19 protein-coding genes are annotated in these 17,383 nt (G+C 50.7%); all 19 read right to left on the bottom strand.

Annotated elements, in window-relative coordinates:
- Positions 1-98: 98 nt before the first annotated feature.
- The 19 genes from spo0A to spoIIIAG all read right to left on the bottom strand — a co-directional run bounded on the left by spo0A (position 99) and on the right by spoIIIAG (position 17,369).
- Entirely contained in the window at positions 99-917 is an 819-nt protein-coding gene (spo0A, locus tag FHT67_RS05110) for a sporulation transcription factor Spo0A (RefSeq protein ID WP_132304540.1), read from the bottom strand.
- Between the two features lie 264 nt (positions 918-1,181).
- Positions 1,182-2,507 carry a SpoIVB peptidase gene (gene spoIVB, locus FHT67_RS05105; protein ID WP_207918101.1) on the bottom strand — a complete coding sequence of 442 codons (1,326 nt, stop codon included), beginning with the start codon at positions 2,505-2,507 and terminating at the stop codon, positions 1,182-1,184.
- 123 nt (positions 2,508-2,630) lie between these two features.
- Complete coding sequence (recN, locus tag FHT67_RS05100; RefSeq protein WP_167196174.1) at positions 2,631-4,340, bottom strand: DNA repair protein RecN; 1,710 nt, start codon at positions 4,338-4,340, stop codon at positions 2,631-2,633.
- A 22-nt stretch (positions 4,341-4,362) separates the two neighbouring features.
- Positions 4,363-4,815: a transcriptional regulator AhrC/ArgR gene (gene ahrC, locus FHT67_RS05095; RefSeq protein WP_015843915.1), complete on the bottom strand. Its 453-nt coding sequence runs from the start codon at positions 4,813-4,815 to the stop codon at positions 4,363-4,365.
- A gap of 20 nt (positions 4,816-4,835) precedes the next feature.
- Positions 4,836-5,294, bottom strand: coding sequence for a hypothetical protein (locus FHT67_RS05090; protein WP_132304534.1), 459 nt, complete (start codon positions 5,292-5,294; stop codon positions 4,836-4,838).
- Positions 5,295-5,536: 242 nt separating this feature from the next.
- Entirely contained in the window at positions 5,537-6,376 is an 840-nt protein-coding gene (locus FHT67_RS05085) for a TlyA family RNA methyltransferase (RefSeq protein ID WP_167196172.1), read from the bottom strand.
- A 12-nt stretch (positions 6,377-6,388) separates the two neighbouring features.
- Positions 6,389-8,284 carry a 1-deoxy-D-xylulose-5-phosphate synthase gene (gene dxs, locus FHT67_RS05080; RefSeq protein ID WP_167196169.1) on the bottom strand — a complete coding sequence of 632 codons (1,896 nt, stop codon included), beginning with the start codon at positions 8,282-8,284 and terminating at the stop codon, positions 6,389-6,391.
- A 129-nt stretch (positions 8,285-8,413) separates the two neighbouring features.
- Complete coding sequence (locus FHT67_RS05075) at positions 8,414-9,322, bottom strand: polyprenyl synthetase family protein (RefSeq protein ID WP_167196166.1); 909 nt, start codon at positions 9,320-9,322, stop codon at positions 8,414-8,416.
- 2 nt (positions 9,323-9,324) lie between these two features.
- The gene (xseB, locus tag FHT67_RS05070) at positions 9,325-9,585 is read right to left on the bottom strand and encodes an exodeoxyribonuclease VII small subunit (RefSeq protein ID WP_132304526.1); all 261 of its coding nucleotides are present in this window, start codon (positions 9,583-9,585) and stop codon (positions 9,325-9,327) included.
- Positions 9,560-10,933, bottom strand: a complete 1,374-nt coding sequence (gene xseA, locus FHT67_RS05065) for an exodeoxyribonuclease VII large subunit (RefSeq protein WP_132304524.1) — start codon at positions 10,931-10,933, stop codon at positions 9,560-9,562. Before xseA ends, xseB begins: the two co-directional genes overlap by 26 nt.
- 10 nt (positions 10,934-10,943) lie before the next feature.
- Positions 10,944-11,804: a bifunctional methylenetetrahydrofolate dehydrogenase/methenyltetrahydrofolate cyclohydrolase FolD gene (gene folD / locus FHT67_RS05060; protein WP_132304522.1), complete on the bottom strand. Its 861-nt coding sequence runs from the start codon at positions 11,802-11,804 to the stop codon at positions 10,944-10,946.
- A 40-nt stretch (positions 11,805-11,844) separates the two neighbouring features.
- The gene (nusB, locus tag FHT67_RS05055) at positions 11,845-12,306 is read right to left on the bottom strand and encodes a transcription antitermination factor NusB (RefSeq protein WP_132304520.1); all 462 of its coding nucleotides are present in this window, start codon (positions 12,304-12,306) and stop codon (positions 11,845-11,847) included.
- A 121-nt stretch (positions 12,307-12,427) separates the two neighbouring features.
- Positions 12,428-12,658: a DUF2273 domain-containing protein gene (locus FHT67_RS05050; protein WP_015843906.1), complete on the bottom strand. Its 231-nt coding sequence runs from the start codon at positions 12,656-12,658 to the stop codon at positions 12,428-12,430.
- 14 nt (positions 12,659-12,672) lie between these two features.
- Positions 12,673-13,230 (bottom strand): alkaline shock response membrane anchor protein AmaP, encoded by a 558-nt coding sequence (gene amaP, locus FHT67_RS05045; RefSeq protein ID WP_132304518.1) that lies wholly within the window; start codon positions 13,228-13,230, stop codon positions 12,673-12,675.
- 102 nt (positions 13,231-13,332) lie between these two features.
- Positions 13,333-13,740, bottom strand: coding sequence for an Asp23/Gls24 family envelope stress response protein (locus FHT67_RS05040; protein ID WP_132304516.1), 408 nt, complete (start codon positions 13,738-13,740; stop codon positions 13,333-13,335).
- Positions 13,741-13,874: 134 nt separating this feature from the next.
- On the bottom strand, positions 13,875-15,239 hold the full coding sequence (gene accC, locus FHT67_RS05035; RefSeq protein WP_132304514.1) for an acetyl-CoA carboxylase biotin carboxylase subunit: 1,365 nt from the start codon (positions 15,237-15,239) through the stop codon (positions 13,875-13,877).
- Positions 15,240-15,286: 47 nt separating this feature from the next.
- Positions 15,287-15,784: an acetyl-CoA carboxylase biotin carboxyl carrier protein gene (gene accB, locus FHT67_RS05030; RefSeq protein WP_127494363.1), complete on the bottom strand. Its 498-nt coding sequence runs from the start codon at positions 15,782-15,784 to the stop codon at positions 15,287-15,289.
- A gap of 296 nt (positions 15,785-16,080) precedes the next feature.
- Positions 16,081-16,707: a SpoIIIAH-like family protein gene (locus tag FHT67_RS05025; RefSeq protein ID WP_132304512.1), complete on the bottom strand. Its 627-nt coding sequence runs from the start codon at positions 16,705-16,707 to the stop codon at positions 16,081-16,083.
- Positions 16,708-16,736: 29 nt separating this feature from the next.
- Positions 16,737-17,369 carry a stage III sporulation protein AG gene (gene spoIIIAG / locus FHT67_RS05020; RefSeq protein ID WP_167196163.1) on the bottom strand — a complete coding sequence of 211 codons (633 nt, stop codon included), beginning with the start codon at positions 17,367-17,369 and terminating at the stop codon, positions 16,737-16,739.
- Between the last annotated feature and the right edge of the window lie 14 nt (positions 17,370-17,383).

Here is a 17,383-nt window from a genome sequence, read left to right as displayed (position 1 = left end):
CGCTGCTACTCCTCGAGTATGGCGGGGTGTTTTTTGCCTTGAAAAGAAAAACCGCCTTCATATTGGGTGGAACCAATAATAAATAGCGGTTTTATTCTTTAGCTTACTTTGTGCTCGATGCGGAGCTTATCAGCTACCATTGCAATAAACTCGGAGTTTGTTGGCTTGGATTTACTGATGTTGATCGTATAGCCGAACAGGTGTGAGATGCTGTCGATATTGCCGCGTGTCCAAGCTACTTCAATAGCGTGGCGAATAGCGCGTTCAACGCGGGATGGCGTTGTTTTGAATTTCTCTGCAATCGCAGGATACAGCGTTTTCGTAATGGCTCCCAGAATTTCGATGTTGTTGTACACCATTGTAATCGCTTCGCGCAAGTACTGATAGCCTTTGATATGGGCAGGAACTCCAATTTCGTGAATGATGCTTGTAATGTTGGCGTCTAGATTCTTGCCTTTGGCAAGCGGCACGACATTTGATTTGATCGTCGTTGTTGCTGCAGAGCTGCTAAACGATGCCGAGGAAGTAAACGTGGAATTGCCCACCAATTGACGAATCCGATTTGCAAGTATCTCCATATCGAACGGTTTCAAGATATAATAAGATGCCCCAAGCTGAACGGCTTTTTGTGTGATATTCTCTTGACCAAATGCGGTCAGCATGATGATTTTAGGCATTGGCGTGATATTTAATTCCTTAATGCGTTCCAGTACGCCCAGGCCGTCCAGGTGAGGCATTATAATATCAAGGATTAGAACATCTGGTACTTTTCTGCCTTCTTCGAAATAAGACAATACTTCTTCACCGTTATAAGCCACTCCGCTTACGTTCATATCATTTTGTTCCGATATGTATTCGGATAATAAATTGGTGAATTCACGATTGTCATCTGCCAGCAATACTTCGATCTTGTGCAAGGTCTGGTCCTCCCTTAAATGGTATTCACTGCGCGATTACCTTTCCCTAGTTGTCTTGGAATAAAGTTTTCGACATGCCGGTTTAAATTCCTTCTGTCGAAAATTTTTTTCCTTTGATTTTTTAATCTTTTTCGTTATAATTAATAATTTATTACATTTTATGATGCTGTTCGTAAATTTTCGACAAATCCAACCGTTATAGCCGTCTTCATGAAGAAACCGCTGAAGGGTTTAATAAAGCCCAATCAGCGGTTATTTTATTGGTTATGCAGCTGTACCTTGCGTCGATTTCTCTCTCATCAAGATGCCTGCATCCTGCAGCATCCATTCAATAAAGCAGCCATAGCCCGAAGCTGGATCGTTAACAAATACATGGGTAACGGCTCCAACCAGCTTCCCATCCTGGATAATCGGCGAACCTGACATTCCTTGAACGATACCTCCTGTTTTATCAAGAAGTCGTTTGTCGGTAATCTTGATTACCATACCTTTGGTCGCTGGGGCAGGCTGTTTCGTAACATGAGCGATTTCGATATCAAACCGCTCGACTTTTTGCCCGTTAACAACAGTCAAAATTTGAGCCGGACCTTCTTTAACTTCTTCGGCGAACGTTACGGGAATCGCTTTGTCGTTAAAGCTGTGATTCGGGTTTTCGCTCATTTTGCCAAAAATACCGAATGGCGTGTTGCGTTCGATATTGCCTAAGATCTTGCCTTCCTTGACAAAATGGGCACGTTTCTCTCCCGGCTCTCCCGTTTGGCTCTTGTTAATGGACGTCACGCTGGACTGCAGGATCTGCCCTTCGCCAACTTCTATAGGTGTTTGGGTATCCATGTCGGTAATGACATGCCCAAGCGCGCCGTAGACACCTTGATCAGGAGCATAAAACGTTAATGTGCCCACACCGGCTGCTGAATCGCGAATATAAAGACCAAGCTTCCAATTACGCTCTTCCGCATCGCGGACTGGATACAGCTTTGTTTCTCCGATGGTACCGTTGCGCTTGTAAGTAATCGCGAGTGGACGCTGCTGCCTGCCCGCTTGCTCCACCAGATTTGCTACCTTGCTGACCTCATTAATATTGTGCCCATCGATCCTGATAATAAGATCGCCTAAGCGGAGACCTGCTTTTTCCCCAGGAGACTCCTTCGTTCCGTTATTTGCACGGACCTGATGGTGGCCAACGACAAGAATACCGGCGGATTTTACTTTCACGCCAATTGTTTGACCTCCCGGGATAACCCTTAAATCAGGCATGACATTTACTTTGACGGTCTTGAACGGAATTTTACCAAATAATTTCACTTTCATGCTCGTCTGACCGCTCTGATGCGGCTGTAACGAAATGGGGTCATTCAAATTGACTGATAATGACTGACGGGTTGAGCCATTAATCTGAAGCATTCGTGGATCCACGGTAACTTCTGCATGTACGGGAACTCCATATTGTAATCGTTTCAGTTGGCCGGAGAATAAACGAAGTTCATTCGGGAATGCGGCAAAATGTTGAAACGGCGCGGAGAGTCCGATCATGCAGACGCAGATAACGAGAACTAGGCCAAACCATTTCTTCCTTGGGCTGGAGTTCAATGATTTCACGCTCCCTGTTAATCCATCGCATGACGAGAAAGGACATTTCGCCATTGGCGTACCTTTAAGTTACCCCGCACTGTTTGTTTTATGACCACAAAAACATTCCCTGAATACCTTCCTTTAGGCTCCCTTCTGGCGATCCGCCAAAACAAGCATTTCTTGAGCATGATGACGGGTTTTTTCCGTTACTTCAACACCGCCCAGCATGCGGGCGAGTTCTTCAATACGCGAGTGCTCCACCAGCTTCGTGACGTTTGTGGAAGTACGTTGTTCAATAATATGCTTCTTAATTTCGTAATGGTGATCCGCCATGCAAGCAACCTGAGGCAAATGCGTAATAGAGAAAATCTGGCATTTCGCCGAGAGCTGCGACATTTTCTCGGCAATGGCTTGTGCCGCTCTGCCGCTCACGCCTGTATCCACCTCATCAAAGACCAGAACAGGCACTTGGTCAATTTCGGCGAAAATCGCCTTCAGCGCAAGCATGATTCGGGACATTTCACCGCCGGAAGCAACTTTATTGAGCGGTTTAAGTGGCTCGCCCGGATTCGTTGACAGCATAAAGATGGCTTCATCGATGCCGTTAGCGTTAAGAGCCGCCATTTCGGATGTTTCTGCCGCAGTTGGATGGTCGAGCTGCACGCGGAAAATCGTATTGCCCATTTGAAGCTGCTTAAGCTCCAGCTCGATGGCGGCTGCGAGACGTTCGGATGCATGGGAACGAAGCTCGGACAACTCCTGCGCTAATTCATGTGCCTGCAAATAAAGGCGCAGCTCATCTTTGCGCAGCTTATCCAAATACTCGTCACGATTCTCAATCTTGTCGCGCTCTTCCGTAATGCGCTCCAAATATTGAAGAATATCCGGAATACTCTCTCCGTATTTGCGCTTCAGTCCGTTGATCAAGTCCAGCCTGTCTTCAATCATGGACAGCTGCTCCGGATCGGAATCAATGCCGTCCCGATAATCGCGAAGCTGGAATACTGCATCCTCGGCTTGATAAAAAGCAGACTGAAGCTGTTCGAGCATAGGTGTCAGCACTGCGGGATCGTAAGACTGGATATCGGTCAGCTTGCCGATCGCTTTACTAATGGCGTCAAGCCCTTTACCGCTGTAGAGCAAAGCGTAGGCTTCTGATACGGAGTCCATCCGCTTGCCTGCATATTGCAGCTTGCGGCGTTCCTCCAATAATTGCTCATCCTCGCCGGCCTTCAGCTTGGCATTCGTGATCTCTTCGATCTGGTAGCGGTACAAATCAAGCATCTGTACGTTATGACGGGTTGTCTCTTCCAGCTCTCGAACGGATGCACGCGCTTGCTGAAGCTGCTGATACACGGCCCGGTAAGCAGTCTTCCGCTCAATGAGCAAATCGCCGGCAAACAAGTCCAGCCATTCCAGATGCTGTTCGGTACGCAGGAGTGATTGATGCTCATGCTGCCCGTGAATATTGACAAGGCATTCGCCGACCTCCCTCAGCATCGTCATCGTGACAAGCTGCCCGTTAACCCGGCTGCTGCTCTTGCCGTGGGAAGTGAGCTCCCGCCGTATAACCAGCATCTCTTCTCTTGAAGCCTGTACGCCAAGCCGCTCCATTACCGCCCATACCGGATGATGGGAAGGCAGGTCGAACATGGCCTCCATCTCGGCTTTGTCGCAGCCATACCTGACCATATCTGCGGAGCCCCGTCCACCAACAATTAAGCTAAGTGCGTCGATAAGTATGGATTTCCCCGCACCTGTCTCACCTGTCAATACATGAAATCCATGATGAAACGAAACGTTTACTTCTTCAATAACGGCTAAATTCCGAATGGATAGCTCGCGCAGCATGGCCAATGACCTCCAACAATGTTTAATTCAGAAGGTCGAGCAGCTTCTCAACAAGCTCACCGCTCTTCTCCTTCGTTCTGCAAATGATAAGAATCGTATCATCGCCGCATATCGTCCCCATAACCTCGGGCCATTCCATGTTGTCAATCAGCGCGCCAATCGCATTGGCCGTGCCCGGCAAGCATTTCATGACCACAAGATTTTCGGTAAAGTCGATATGGGTGAAATGATCGATAAGCGCCCGCTTCAGCTTATTAATCGGATTCTGACGCTGCTGGTCCTGCGGCAGCGAATATTTGTAACGTCCATCGCCAGCGGGTACTTTAATGAGCATAAGCTCTTTCATATCTCTGGATACGGTAGCTTGAGTCACCTGGAGCCCGGCATCCCTCAGGGCATCCACCAGTTCCTCTTGCGTCTCGATCGTATTCTTCGTAATTAATTCCTTGATTTTGTATTGTCTGATGCCTTTCATAACTTTCCTCCCCAAACATGCTAGTCGCTTATGTCAAAAATAATTCGCCGAATAATCTGCTCCTTCACGTCCACGAACAATACCCCCGCGCATTCAGGCAACAGGAGGGAATAGACAAGAAGACGGTCTCGAACACCGCTGCCTGTCCAATCCATGGGCATACGTTCCCGGGCAGCTTTTACAATATACATTTTGCCATCTTGTTCGGCAATATAATCAATGTACAATCGGCTGTTAAGTGATTGTCCGTCCAATTCGATTCCGATCGGAACCCTGTGCTTACCGGAAATAACTTCGTATCCTGATCGTTCCAGAAACTGAATATTCTCGTCATCTTCTGCAAGCTCGCCACCTTTGCCAAGCGTCAATCGATTGACGTTCGCAGGCTGGTGAAGCCAGCGGTAGAAGCCCCGATACGCCCAGAATAACAAAAACGCGCCAGCGACCAGCATTATAAACCAGTCACCGTACATTCCCATACGCAGCCCTCCATTCCTTAAGAACCTCTCTTAATTGGTTCGTGATGAAGGGAGCATTTTCCTCTTGCAAACAAATGGACGAACGCATGTTTGGTTGCTTTCAGTTTAGCAAAACGAACACATGTTTGTAAAGAGGAAAAACAAAAGGGAACGCTGGCCGCTATTCAATACGGTCGAAGCATTCCCTTGTTTACTTGTGCCTCCAAAACGGGCGATAACGCCAATTGCGCAATTCACGGCTGTTACGGTTGTTTCTGTTTTACGGTAAAGGTCTCGCCAGCCTGACGGACAACGTCCTTGATGGCCTCTTCGTCAGGGATCGCGGCGTTTGGCTCATTCTCCCACGTCCAGTAGGCAAGGAACTCGATGTTGCCCTCTCCGCCCGTAATAGGTGAGAACGTCAGGTTTTGCAGTTTGTAGCCAAGCTCCGACGCAGCCTTCAGCACCGTATCAAGCACTTCCTTATGGACGCTTGGCTCCCGGATTACGCCCGATTTGCCAACCTTCTCCCGCCCTGCCTCGAATTGCGGCTTGATAAGGGCGACAATTCCGGAGCCTGCGCTCAGCAGACCGCTGAGTGCCGGCAAAATCAGCTTGAGCGATATAAAGGATACGTCAATCGAGGCAAAGGTTGGCGGCGGACCGTCCAGATCGGCCGGCTGCGTATATCGGAAGTTGGTACGCTCCATCACTCGGACCCGTTCATCCTGTCTGAGCGACCAATCCAGCTGGTTATAGCCAACGTCAATGGCATATACGAACGAAGCGCCGTGCTGCAAGGCACAATCGGTAAAACCGCCGGTTGATGCGCCGATGTCAAGCATAACCCTCCCGGCCAAATCGATACCGAAGGATCGGATCGCTTTTTCCAGCTTAAGCCCGCCGCGGCTGACATAAGGATGGATAGCGCCTTTCACTTTGATCTCGGCTTCCCGCGGAACCTTCATGCCGCCTTTATCCACCGGCTCGTTATTGACCAGCACCAGACCGGCCATAACAGCCGCTTTCGCTTTTTCCCTGCTCTCGTAGAACCCGCGTTCCACTAGCAATACATCTATTCTTTCCTTGGGTGTCGTCGTCATGATTCTCCTTCGTTACTGTCCGGTTGCGCGTTTCTGGAGGCTTGGCAGCAGGTTCTTGATTTCCATCGCCGCTCTTTCTCCCGTCAAGCCGACTTCCAAGCGCTGCTCCTTGATGGAACCATGCTCCACGAAAATATCGGGGACGCCCATAATCCGAATCGGCATGCCGTAAATACCGCGAAGAGAGTAGAATTCCATTACCGCACTGCCAAATCCGCCGAGCTCGGAGCTTTCTTCGATGACAAGAATATGCTTGCCTTCCGATGCAAACGACAGCAGCATCTCTTCATCAAGCGGCTTAATGAATCTGGCATTGACGATTTGAACATTAAGGCCGTCTCTTTTCAGAAGATCAGCAGCTTCTTCAGCAACCTGAATCATAGGACCCATCGCCAGAATAACGGCGGAATCGCCTTCGCGAAGCGTCTCCCATTTCCCGATCGGAAGCGGATGCATTACTTCGTCCATCTTCACGCCGAGGCCGTTGATCCGCGGATAGCGGACCGCAATCGGACCTTCATTGTAATCGATTGCCGTCTTCATCATACGGCGAAGCTCGTTTTCATCTTTCGGCATCATAATGACAAGGTTTGGCACATGACGCAGGAACGCGATATCATATACGCCTTGATGCGTCTCGCCATCCGGTCCTACGAAGCCCGCACGGTCGATCGCAAATACCACGTTTGCATTTTGCCGGCAAATATCATGCACAACCTGGTCATAGGCACGCTGCAGGAAGGTTGAATATACCGCATAGACCGGCTTCATGCCTTCCATGGCGAGAGCCGCCGACATCGTTGCGGCATGCTGCTCGGCAATACCGACGTCAATCATGCGTTTCGGGAAACGTTCAGCGAACTGGAGCAAGCCGGACCCGCCCGGCATTGCCGGAGTTACGGCAACAATGCGCTCATCCTTCTCAGCCAGCTCGATAAGGGCGCTGCCGAACACTTCCGTGTACATTGGCGGACCAACCGCCTTTACCACTTGACCCGATTCAATCTTGTACGGTGATATGCCATGCCACTTGAAGGAATCTACTTCAGCTGGAGAATAGCCTTTACCCTTTACCGTAATGACGTGCACGAGAACCGGCCCCGGAATGGAATCGGCCTGCTTGAAAAGTTCAATCATCTGCTCCATGTCGTGGCCGTCTACCGGTCCAAGATACGTAAAGCCGAACTGTTCAAATAAAATGCCGCTGACAAGCAAATACTTCAAGCTGTCCTTGAATCTCTCGGCCGTCTTCGCCAGTTTGCCGCCGATGGCCGGAATTTTGTTCAGCAGATGCTGAAGCTCATCCTTAGCCTTCTGGTAATGGCGGTCGGTGCGGATTTTGCTCAAATAATGATGCATGGCGCCAACGTTTGGCGCAATCGACATTTCATTGTCATTCAGGACGACAATCAGCTTTCTCTTCTCGTCGCCGATATGATTCAAGGCTTCCAGTGCCATACCGCCCGTCAGGGCACCGTCGCCGATGACGGCTACAACACGGTTATTCTCGCCTTTCAGGTCGCGGGCCAATGCCATGCCCATCGCAGCCGACAGGGATGTACTGCTGTGGCCGGCTTCCCAAACGTCATGCTCGCTTTCGGAGCGCTTGACAAAGCCGCACAGCCCTTTATATTTACGCAATGTATCAAACCGGTCTTTGCGACCGGTCAAAACTTTGTGAACATACGATTGATGACCTACGTCAAAAAGAAACTTATCCTTCGGACTGTCAAACAGATAATGGAGGACGAGAGTCAACTCCACAACCCCAAGGTTAGGTGCGAGATGACCACCTGTAACGGAAAGCTTTTCAATAAGAAACTGGCGAATTTCATCAGCTAACTGCTCCAGCTCTCCCATTGATAAATCTTTCAGGTCTTGAGGTCCGTTAATTTGATCAAGCAGCACGTTACTTCCTCGCTTTCTGGAATACGACATTTAGAGCAAGGTCTTATTCCACAATAAACGTCAAAATATTTCAATCATTATAGCACAATTGCTGAACATTTCCCAATGTACCCAATTGCACGATCCTAATCAATAGTCCCGTTGTACGAGGTAATCGGCGATGAGCAGCAATTTATCCGGCGCATCCAGCCGCGCTTCGAGAATGGCAGCCTTCGCTTCGCGGGTTAACCGTTTGACTTGGGCTTTGCTCTCTTCGATCCCAATCAGATAAGGGTACGTAACCTTTTGCTGTTCCACATCGCTGTTCGTTTTCTTGCCGAGCTTTTTCTCGTCGCCAATCAGATCGAGAATATCGTCTTGAATCTGGAAGGCAAGACCGATATTGCGGCCGTAATGGCGCAGCGCATCAAGCTGCTCTGCGGATGCGCCGCCGATGCGTCCGCCCGCCGATACCGAGAAAACAATCAAATCGCTCGTTTTGTGAAGATGGATGTATTCAAGCTCCTCTATCGAGGTAATTCCCTGCTCTCCCTTCATATCGGCCGCTTGACCGCCAACCATGCCCCTTGCTCCGGCAAGCATAGCCAAATCTTCCACGATATCAAGAGCTACTTCGGCGCTTATTCCGCCAAGGCGCGCTGCTTTCGGAATAAGGTGAAACGCGTGCGTGAGCAGGGCGTCGCCCGCCAGAATCGCCATTGCTTCCCCGAACACCTTATGATTCGTCAGTTTCCCGCGGCGGTAATCATCATTGTCCATGGCCGGCAAGTCGTCATGGATCAACGAATAGGTATGGATATATTCAATTGCGCATGCAACCGGAAGCGCGTTGCGGGCTGCCGCAGCCTGACCGTGAACGGCTTCCGCGGCAGCCAGAACAAGTGCCGGACGCAAACGTTTCCCTCCTGCCTGAAGGGAATACAGCATGGATTCCCTGAGCTGGGGCGGGATATTCCATTCGGCAGGCAATGCTTCGGGAAGCGACTTTTCAACAAGCGCAGCACATTCATGCAAGTAGGTCTTGATATCTGTAATCAACGTTATTCCCCTTTTTCCTCATTCATTGGAGCGAATGCCTTCTTCTGAAAACCTTGCTCTGTTTCAATCAGCACTTCAATCTTGCGCTCAACCTGCTCCAGCTTGCCTCCGCAAAGCTGCGACAGCTTCATGCCCTCCTGGAACAGCTCAATCGCCGTTTCGAGCGGTACATCCCCGCTTTCCAACCGTTCGACGATTCTCTCCAACTGTTCCATTGCTTCCTCAAAACTCAATTCATTATTCGCCGCTGCTTTCAACGCCATCTTCTCCTTTCATTGACCAGACATGACAATCCAGCTGCCCGTCGGCTACCTTCACCCTAACAAGATCACCCGGCTGAACATCTGCAATGGATTTAATCAGTCGCTTCTCCTGTTCGTCGTAGACCAAGCTGTAGCCTCTTGCCATTACTTTGAGAGGACTAAGCGCATCCAGCTGCCTAATTGCGCCGTGGAGCTGCAAACGCCGCTCTTTCAGAGAGGACACCATCGCCTGCTCAAGCCGCTTTACATCCCCTTGCAGACGCTTAGCCGCAAATGCGGCCTGCTCTCCCGGATGATGTCCGGCTAATTGACTTTGAAGTCTTTCAAGTCTTGCTTTCCCGCGCTCGGTTAAACGCAGAGTCCGATGCTGCAGGCGTTCCTGCAGGCGGTCCAGCCGCTGTGCCTGATCCAGCAAATATTTGCGCGGATGCACGAAAAACGGCGACCGTCTAACGCGCTGCAGCTGCTCTTTCCGGCCTTGCACCATCATCCGGAGCGATTGCTCCAACCTCTGCCGTTGTCTTGCCAGCTGCTGCTGCAGCTCAGCCACATGCGGTACCGCAAGCTCCGCGGCCGCAGTTGGCGTTGCCGCGCGAAGATCGGCGACAAAATCCGCAATCGTAAAATCCGTCTCGTGCCCAACCGCGCTAATGACGGGAATTTGCGATGCGGCAATGCTTCTTGCGACAGGTTCTTCGTTAAATGCCCAAAGTTCTTCCAAAGAACCGCCTCCCCTGCCTACAATTAATACGTCGACTTCGCCAAAACGATTCATCGATTCAATCGCTTTTACAATGGAAGGTGCCGCCTGCGTCCCCTGGACCAGCACCGGAAACACGTATACAGGTATGGAAGGATGCCTGCGCTGCAACGTAATGATAATATCCCGGACCGCCGCGCCAGTAGGAGAAGTAATGATGCCTATAGCTCGGGGAAAACGCGGAATGGGCCGTTTGCGCGATTCGGCAAACAACCCTTCTGTCTCCAGCTTTGATTTCAGCTGCTCATAAGCAAGATACAAGCTGCCAATTCCGTCCGGCTGCATGGCCGTCACGTAAAACTGGTAGTTGCCGTCACGCTCGTAGACCGATACATTCCCGCGCGCCATGACTTTTGCGCCTTCGCGCGGAATAAACGGAAGCCGCTGATTATGCGAAGCAAACATAATGCATTTCAACCGGCTGTCCTTGTCCTTGAGCGTAAAATACATATGGCCGCTGGAGTGGTGAGTAAAATTGGAAATCTCGCCTCTCAACCAAACATCGCTGAGTAAGGCATCCGACTCTAGCTTCATCCGAATGTAGCGGTTAATATCTTTTATCGAATAAATCCGAGGTTGATCTGCCATAGGACATCAATCACTCCCCGATTTTGTGTGCTCGCTTCGCAGCCGTAATCGTGTTGTTCATAAGCATGGTAATCGTCATCGGGCCAACGCCGCCAGGCACGGGAGTAATAAAGCCTGCCGTTTCCAGACAATCATCATAATCCACGTCCCCGCAAAGCTTGCCGTCAGGCAGACGGTTAATGCCTACATCGATGACAACCGCACCGGGCTTAACATATTTGCTGTCGATCGCTTTTGCTTTGCCGATAGCCACAACGAGGATATCGGCTTGCTTGGCGATTTCCTCCATGTTGGCCGTACGGGAGTGACAGATGGTTACGGTTGCGTTTTCGCGGAGAAGCAGCATGGCAACCGGCTTGCCTACAATGTTGCTGCGGCCGATTACGACGGCATGTTTGCCCGAAATATCCACGCCGCTGCGTTTGATCAGCTCAATACAGCCGGCAGGCGTGCATGGCAGCAGGCTGTCATCGCCGATAACCAGATTGCCGACGCTTTCCGGATGGAAGCCGTCAACGTCCTTCTCGACGCGAATCGCATCGATAACGGCTTTTTCGTTGATATGTTTAGGCAGCGGAAGCTGTACGAGAATACCGTTGATTTTGTCATCGTTATTCAATTGATCAATAAGCGCAAGCAATTGCTCTTCCGAAGTAGACTCTTCCAAACGGTGAACCTCGGAATGGAAACCAAGCTGCTGACATGCTTTCTCTTTCGAGCCGACGTAAACCTTCGAAGCCGGGTCCTCGCCCACGAGTACAACCGCAAGGCCTGGTATAACGCCCTTTTCTCTCAGATCAGCCGTTTCCTTCTGAATTTCTTCCCGGATCATATCGGAAATCTTTTTCCCTGCAATAATTTGTGCGCTCATCATCATCTCTCCCTATGTACACGGCCGTAGGGCCGCTCCTCTAATTTGTCGATTCCGAATTTGCCGTCTCGCCTTCACGCTCTTTTAGCAATTTGCCCAGAACGCCGTTAACGAATTTGCCGGATTCCTCCGTGCCGAAATGCTTGGCCAGCTCAATCGCTTCGTTGATTGCGGCTTTAGGCGGAACATCGCTGCGGTATGCGATTTCATAGCAGGCAAGGCGCAAAATTTGACGGTCAACGCGGGACAACCGGTCAACCTGCCAACCGGTCAAATAGTGCTGAAGCATCTCGTCAATCGCCGCTTTGTTATCCGCTACGCCGTTAACCAGCTCTCGGACATATTTGTCCGTCTGGTCGTTTTCCACGAATTCCGCTTCGATCTCGTTCTCGGAACGGGCTTCCTCCATAAGCATGTCCACGGCTTCCATGGGGGTAACTTCGTTCATTTCCAATTGATACAAGCTTGATACTGCAATCTCGCGAGCTAATCTACGTTTCATGAATTCCTCCTCGGCAGCCTTTCTGCCGATCTACTCTTATTTTTATAAAAAAACCTATGATCTCCTCCCTGCCCGGAACTGGCGGCAATCCATCTTCCGGCGTACGGAGGAGACCACAGGATTATCTAAACGGCCGATACCTTTCCATGAGCCATGACCAAAGCCTCTGCCAAGGCAGGATAGAACCGTTTTGCAAGTCCTTTTGTTTGCCAATCCAATAACCAACCGAGACAAGCAGTATGAAAAACAGCATGTCCCAAAAACCGGCAAACAAGTACACAAATCCAAAAAACAGACCGGCGGCAGCCCCGACCGTCCGCTTCCCATAGACTGCCCAGTACTCCCTCCACATCGGCATTCTCCCCTTTACTCGACGCGACTTTTATTCGGTGCGGATTGAATGACGTTAGCAATATAAACGGCTACGTTCGAAACCGGAATTCCAGCGATTTCCTCAACGTGATCCTTTACGGCCTTCTGGATTTCCTCCGTAAGACTAGGAATGGAGTTTTCCCCGTCTACTACCGCGCGCAAAATAATGTTGAGCCCCGAATCGGATGCCTGTATCCGCGCCTTCAGATCCTTAACGCCGCGTTGCTTTCCGGCTGCCTTAAGAGCCAGATTCTCAATTGTCTCGATCGAAATACGAATATCGCCAAAATCGGTGCGTTGATCGATCGAAGGTGCCGAAGAGGAGGAACGCTTCAGCGATACAATGAAGAAGCGCAAGCTGAGTACGAGCAGAACCAGACCAACAACAATGGCGGTTATGAGGAATGAGTCATTACCATACAGCTCGCTGACCATATTATTTAAATCGTCTTCCCGTATCCACTCAAACCCGATACAGGCAATAAAGACGGATATAACGCCGATGACTATACTGTAAATAAACAAGAACAGCTTGTCTATAATTCTGATCAACGTGACGCCTCCTCGCATTTGAGCGAATGAAAACCCCCTGGCGCGAAGCGGCATAACCATCACGAGGGGGTTATATGAATTCAATTCATTTGCGTGTGTATGTTATTTCACGCGGAAATTCGTATCTTCTTCTTCCGGCTTGCTCTCCGTCTTGAAATGGACATCGTGAATATGTACGTTCACTTCAATAACGTTCAATCCCGTCATCATTTCAATGGAGCGCTTGACATTCAGTTGAATCTCCGAGGCGATCTCCGGAATCCGGTTGCCGTACTCCACGATAATCGACACATCGACCGCGGCTTCCCGCTGGCCAACTTCAACCTTTACACCCTTGGATAAATTTTTGCGGCCAAGCAGCTCGGCGATACCGCCTGCAAAACCTCCGCTCATACCCGCTACGCCCTTCACTTCGACAGCAGCTAGTCCGGCGATAACTTCAATGACTTCAGGGGCAATTTGAATCGTGCCAATGTCCGTTCTCTCATAATCTGCAGCAATCGTACTCATGATGGTTGTACACCTCCTTAAAGTTGCGCGCTCCGGGTATTTACCTGGAGGTAAATACCGGAGTGTTGCCTTCGCATCTTATTTCTATACTATAGCATTCGACGTGAAATATGACAAACCAGGAGCAGATTGTACTATTCGGCCAATTCCGGCTGGTTAACGTCGTATTCCTCGAGGAATTTAATATCAAAATTACCCTTCACAAAAACCGGGTGATTCAGAAGCTTCTGGTGGAACGGAATCGTCGTCTTGATGCCGTCGATGGCGAATTCGGAGAGGGCGCGCTTCATGCGCGCAATCGCTTCCTCCCTCGTTCTGCCCCAAACAATCAGCTTCGCGATCATCGAATCGTAATGCGGGGAGATGGTATAACCCGGATATACCGCGCTGTCCACCCGTACGCCGGTGCCGCCTGGCGGCAGGTAGAACGGAATCGGACCCGGGGACGGCATAAAGTTGCGCTCCGAATCTTCCGCGTTAATGCGGCATTCAATGGCCCAGCCGTTAATCTGAAGATCTTCTTGCTTGAACGACAGCGGGTTGCCTTCGGCTACGGAGATCATCTCTTTGATCAGATCGACATTGGTAATCATCTCGGTTACCGGATGCTCAACCTGAATACGCGTGTTCATCTCCATAAAATAGAAGTTGCCGTCCGGACCAAGCAGGAATTCCAGCGTTCCGGCACCGGAATATTGCACGGCAAGCGCCGCACGCACCGCTGCTCGGCCCATACGCTCGCGCATGGCCGGCGTCAGAACCGGACATGGCGCTTCTTCAACAAGCTTCTGGCGGCGGCGCTGCACGGAGCAGTCGCGCTCGAACAGATGGACAGCGTTGCCGTGCTTGTCGGCCATAATTTGAATTTCGACGTGCTTCATGCCCGTCAGGTATTTCTCCAGGTACACGCCGGCATTGCCGAACGCCTTCTGCGCTTCCTGCTGGGCGGTTGTAATTTGTTGAACAAGCGACTCCTCGTCATCGGCAATACGGATCCCTTTACCGCCTCCTCCGGCCGTTGCCTTAATGATAACCGGATAACCGATGCCGCGGGCAACGCGGATGGCCTCCTCCATATTTTCAATCAGGCCGTCAGAGCCCGGAATAACCGGAACGTCCGCTTCCTTCATGGTCTGCTTGGCAACCGCCTTGTCGCCCATCTTGCTGATGGCTTCGGGGGAAGGACCGATAAACGTAATGTTGCAGGATTCGCAGATTTCGGCGAAATCCGCGTTCTCAGCCAGGAATCCGTAGCCCGGATGCACGGCGTCGCAGCCCGTGATCGTAGCCACGCTCATTAGATTGGTCAGGTTCAGGTAACTGTCCTTGGATGCGGTTGGCCCGATGCAGTACGCTTCGTCGGCAAGGCGTACATGCAGGGAATCGCGGTCAGCCTCGGAATAGACGGCGACAGTCGAAATACCGAGCTCGCGGCATGCGCGGATGATGCGTACCGCAATTTCTCCTCGGTTTGCGATTAATACTTTTTGGAATTTCACGTTTGTACTCCTCTCAGGCAACAATTTCTCCAAATTCGGAGCTTGTATTATTCCGGCTTAACAAGGAAGAGCGGCTGGCCGTATTCAACCAGTTGACCGTTCGACACCAGAATCTCAACGATTTCACCGCGAACCTCCGCTTCGAGCTCGTTCATCAGCTTCATTGCTTCAAGGATGCATACAACGCTCTTCTCGTTTACGCGGTCGCCTTCTTTCACGAATGCCGCAGCGTCCGGAGACGGGGAGCTGTAGAAGGTGCCAACCATCGGCGATACAATCTGATGCAGGTTGTCCGTGTTGGGACGTGCTGCAGGCGTGCTGGTTTGTACGGCTGCTGCAGGAGCTTCTTGTACCGGCTGCGGTGCAAGTACAGGCGCCTGCGTATATGTATGCGTAATTGGGGCTGCAGCTTGTACATTCACCACTTCGGTTTTGCCAGGCTTGCGAATGAATAAGCGTGCTCCTTCGTTTTCGATCTCCAGCTCATGAACGGAAGTCTGATCAACCAGTTTGATCAATTCCTTAATCTCGCTCAATTTGAACATGAATAGTTTTCACTCCTTAAAAGTTTCCGAAGCCTTCTGCTTCGTATGCGTTTTCTCAGATGCAAATAGCATTATTCAGTTTCGATGGATAATCCTAGTTATCCTTTACATAACGTCTAACATTATATCATAAACGAGGCAGAACACGAATCAATTTTTTAACATGGCCTGCCGCAAACGGCTGCGGCATCCCTCGGAGAAGAAGAAATCCTGCGTTCCGAACCGAATAATAGGAGGCGGCGGCACAAATAAAAAAAGCCGGCCAGGGCTTGAAACCCTGCCGGCCTCTTCCATGCTTATTTGATAAATTGAACGGAAACTTGGTCTGCTTCCACGCCCAATGTTTTCATAACGAGGTCGATAATGTTAGCCGCCTGGCTCTTGTCGAGCTTCTCGCTTTCCACCAGAACCTTGTAGCCGTTGCCTTCTTCGTTAACGATAGCCTGTTGGAAAGTCTTCATCAGCTCGTTCTCGATGCTTGTCAATTTGGAATTTTTCTCTTCCAGTTGATCAAGCTGCTCCATTGCCGCTTTGCTGTCGTCAGGGTTTTGCAGGTTCGTGATATCGGACAAAAGCTTATCCTGCTGCGTGCTGTTCAGCTCGCTGCGTTTCTCTTCAGCCTGGGCAAATACGCTGCTGTCGACTCCGCCTTGCGATTCCAGCTGGTCAAGCACCTGCTTGTCGGCATCCGAGATGCTGACGTCGTCCGATGCGGACGCGTTGCCGGCAGGATCCACTTGGTCCGCAACGATCTGGCTGTTGCCCGCCGCCGCTTCCGTCGCTCCCGCCTTCTGCTCCTGCTGCGTGCCGTCAGAGAGCATGTCAGGCGATTTGGTATCTTGCGTAAACAGGTAATACGCGGACAATACGACCATCAAGCTGAGCATCGATACGAGCCAAATTGTTTGTCTTTTCGTGTTCATGGGAACACCCTCCTAATATTGGTTTATTGTCATTGCTTGCTTGGCGCTACGGAAATGCGGTTGGCCGGTACGTTAACGCCCTTCTCCACCGCGTCTATGATAAGGCGTCTCACGGTCAGATTCTCGGCGCCTTTGGCGACGATCAGCACACCGCGAATGCTCGGATTAATCGTCTTGGTCACGATCGGCTTCTGATCGCCCGCTACTTCGGCTATAACGACCTGGCCATCTTTATTGATCGCCGTAATATGCCGCTTGCCTCCGTTGCGGTCGATTTCGTCCGTGATGGACTGCGACTCCTGATCCGTTCTGGCGACTTCAATCTCTTCCGTGGAATCGATCGTCACCAGCACGTCCACCGAGCCGACGCCAACGATTTTCTCCAATATCTCTTTCAGCCTGTTCTCCAGCGGTCCTTCGATTGCCGCGAACGGCGACGTGTCCGTTGACAATGAATTCGACGATGCTGCCGTATCCTGGGGAGGCGGGTTAGGCCCCTGGGTCAAGGTATCGACCTTGTCGAATTTGAGGAAGGAGTTCAGCAGCATGAGGGCCGCTCCAATACAACCGATAACGAGAAGCAGCCTAAATGTCTTAACCCGCTTCGGACCACCCGGACCGCCGCCCACCATCGATTCCAGACCACTCAGCCATTTGGCCACTGCGCTTCCTCTCC

The organism is Paenibacillus sp. BK720, from assembly GCF_011761545.1.
Lineage (GTDB): Bacteria > Bacillota > Bacilli > Paenibacillales > Paenibacillaceae > Pristimantibacillus.
This window is presented reverse-complemented; position numbering and strand designations above follow the sequence as displayed.

Bases quoted from the DNA above. Each gene is read 5' to 3' on its own strand.
- recN (WP_167196174.1), bottom strand. From the start codon at position 4,340: ATGCTGCGCGAGCTATCCATTCGGAATTTAGCCGTTATTGAAGAAGTA.
- ahrC (WP_015843915.1), bottom strand. From the start codon at position 4,815: ATGAAAGGCATCAGACAATACAAAATCAAGGAATTAATTACGAAGAAT.
- FHT67_RS05090 (WP_132304534.1), bottom strand. From the start codon at position 5,294: ATGGGAATGTACGGTGACTGGTTTATAATGCTGGTCGCTGGCGCGTTT.
- FHT67_RS05085 (WP_167196172.1), bottom strand. From the start codon at position 6,376: ATGACGACGACACCCAAGGAAAGAATAGATGTATTGCTAGTGGAACGC.
- xseB (WP_132304526.1), bottom strand. From the start codon at position 9,585: ATGGCGTTGAAAGCAGCGGCGAATAATGAATTGAGTTTTGAGGAAGCA.
- xseA (WP_132304524.1), bottom strand. From the start codon at position 10,933: ATGGCAGATCAACCTCGGATTTATTCGATAAAAGATATTAACCGCTAC.
- folD (WP_132304522.1), bottom strand. From the start codon at position 11,804: ATGAGCGCACAAATTATTGCAGGGAAAAAGATTTCCGATATGATCCGG.
- nusB (WP_132304520.1), bottom strand. From the start codon at position 12,306: ATGAAACGTAGATTAGCTCGCGAGATTGCAGTATCAAGCTTGTATCAA.
- FHT67_RS05050 (WP_015843906.1), bottom strand. From the start codon at position 12,658: ATGTGGAGGGAGTACTGGGCAGTCTATGGGAAGCGGACGGTCGGGGCT.
- FHT67_RS05040 (WP_132304516.1), bottom strand. From the start codon at position 13,740: ATGAGTACGATTGCTGCAGATTATGAGAGAACGGACATTGGCACGATT.
- accB (WP_127494363.1), bottom strand. From the start codon at position 15,784: ATGTTCAAATTGAGCGAGATTAAGGAATTGATCAAACTGGTTGATCAG.
- FHT67_RS05025 (WP_132304512.1), bottom strand. From the start codon at position 16,707: ATGAACACGAAAAGACAAACAATTTGGCTCGTATCGATGCTCAGCTTG.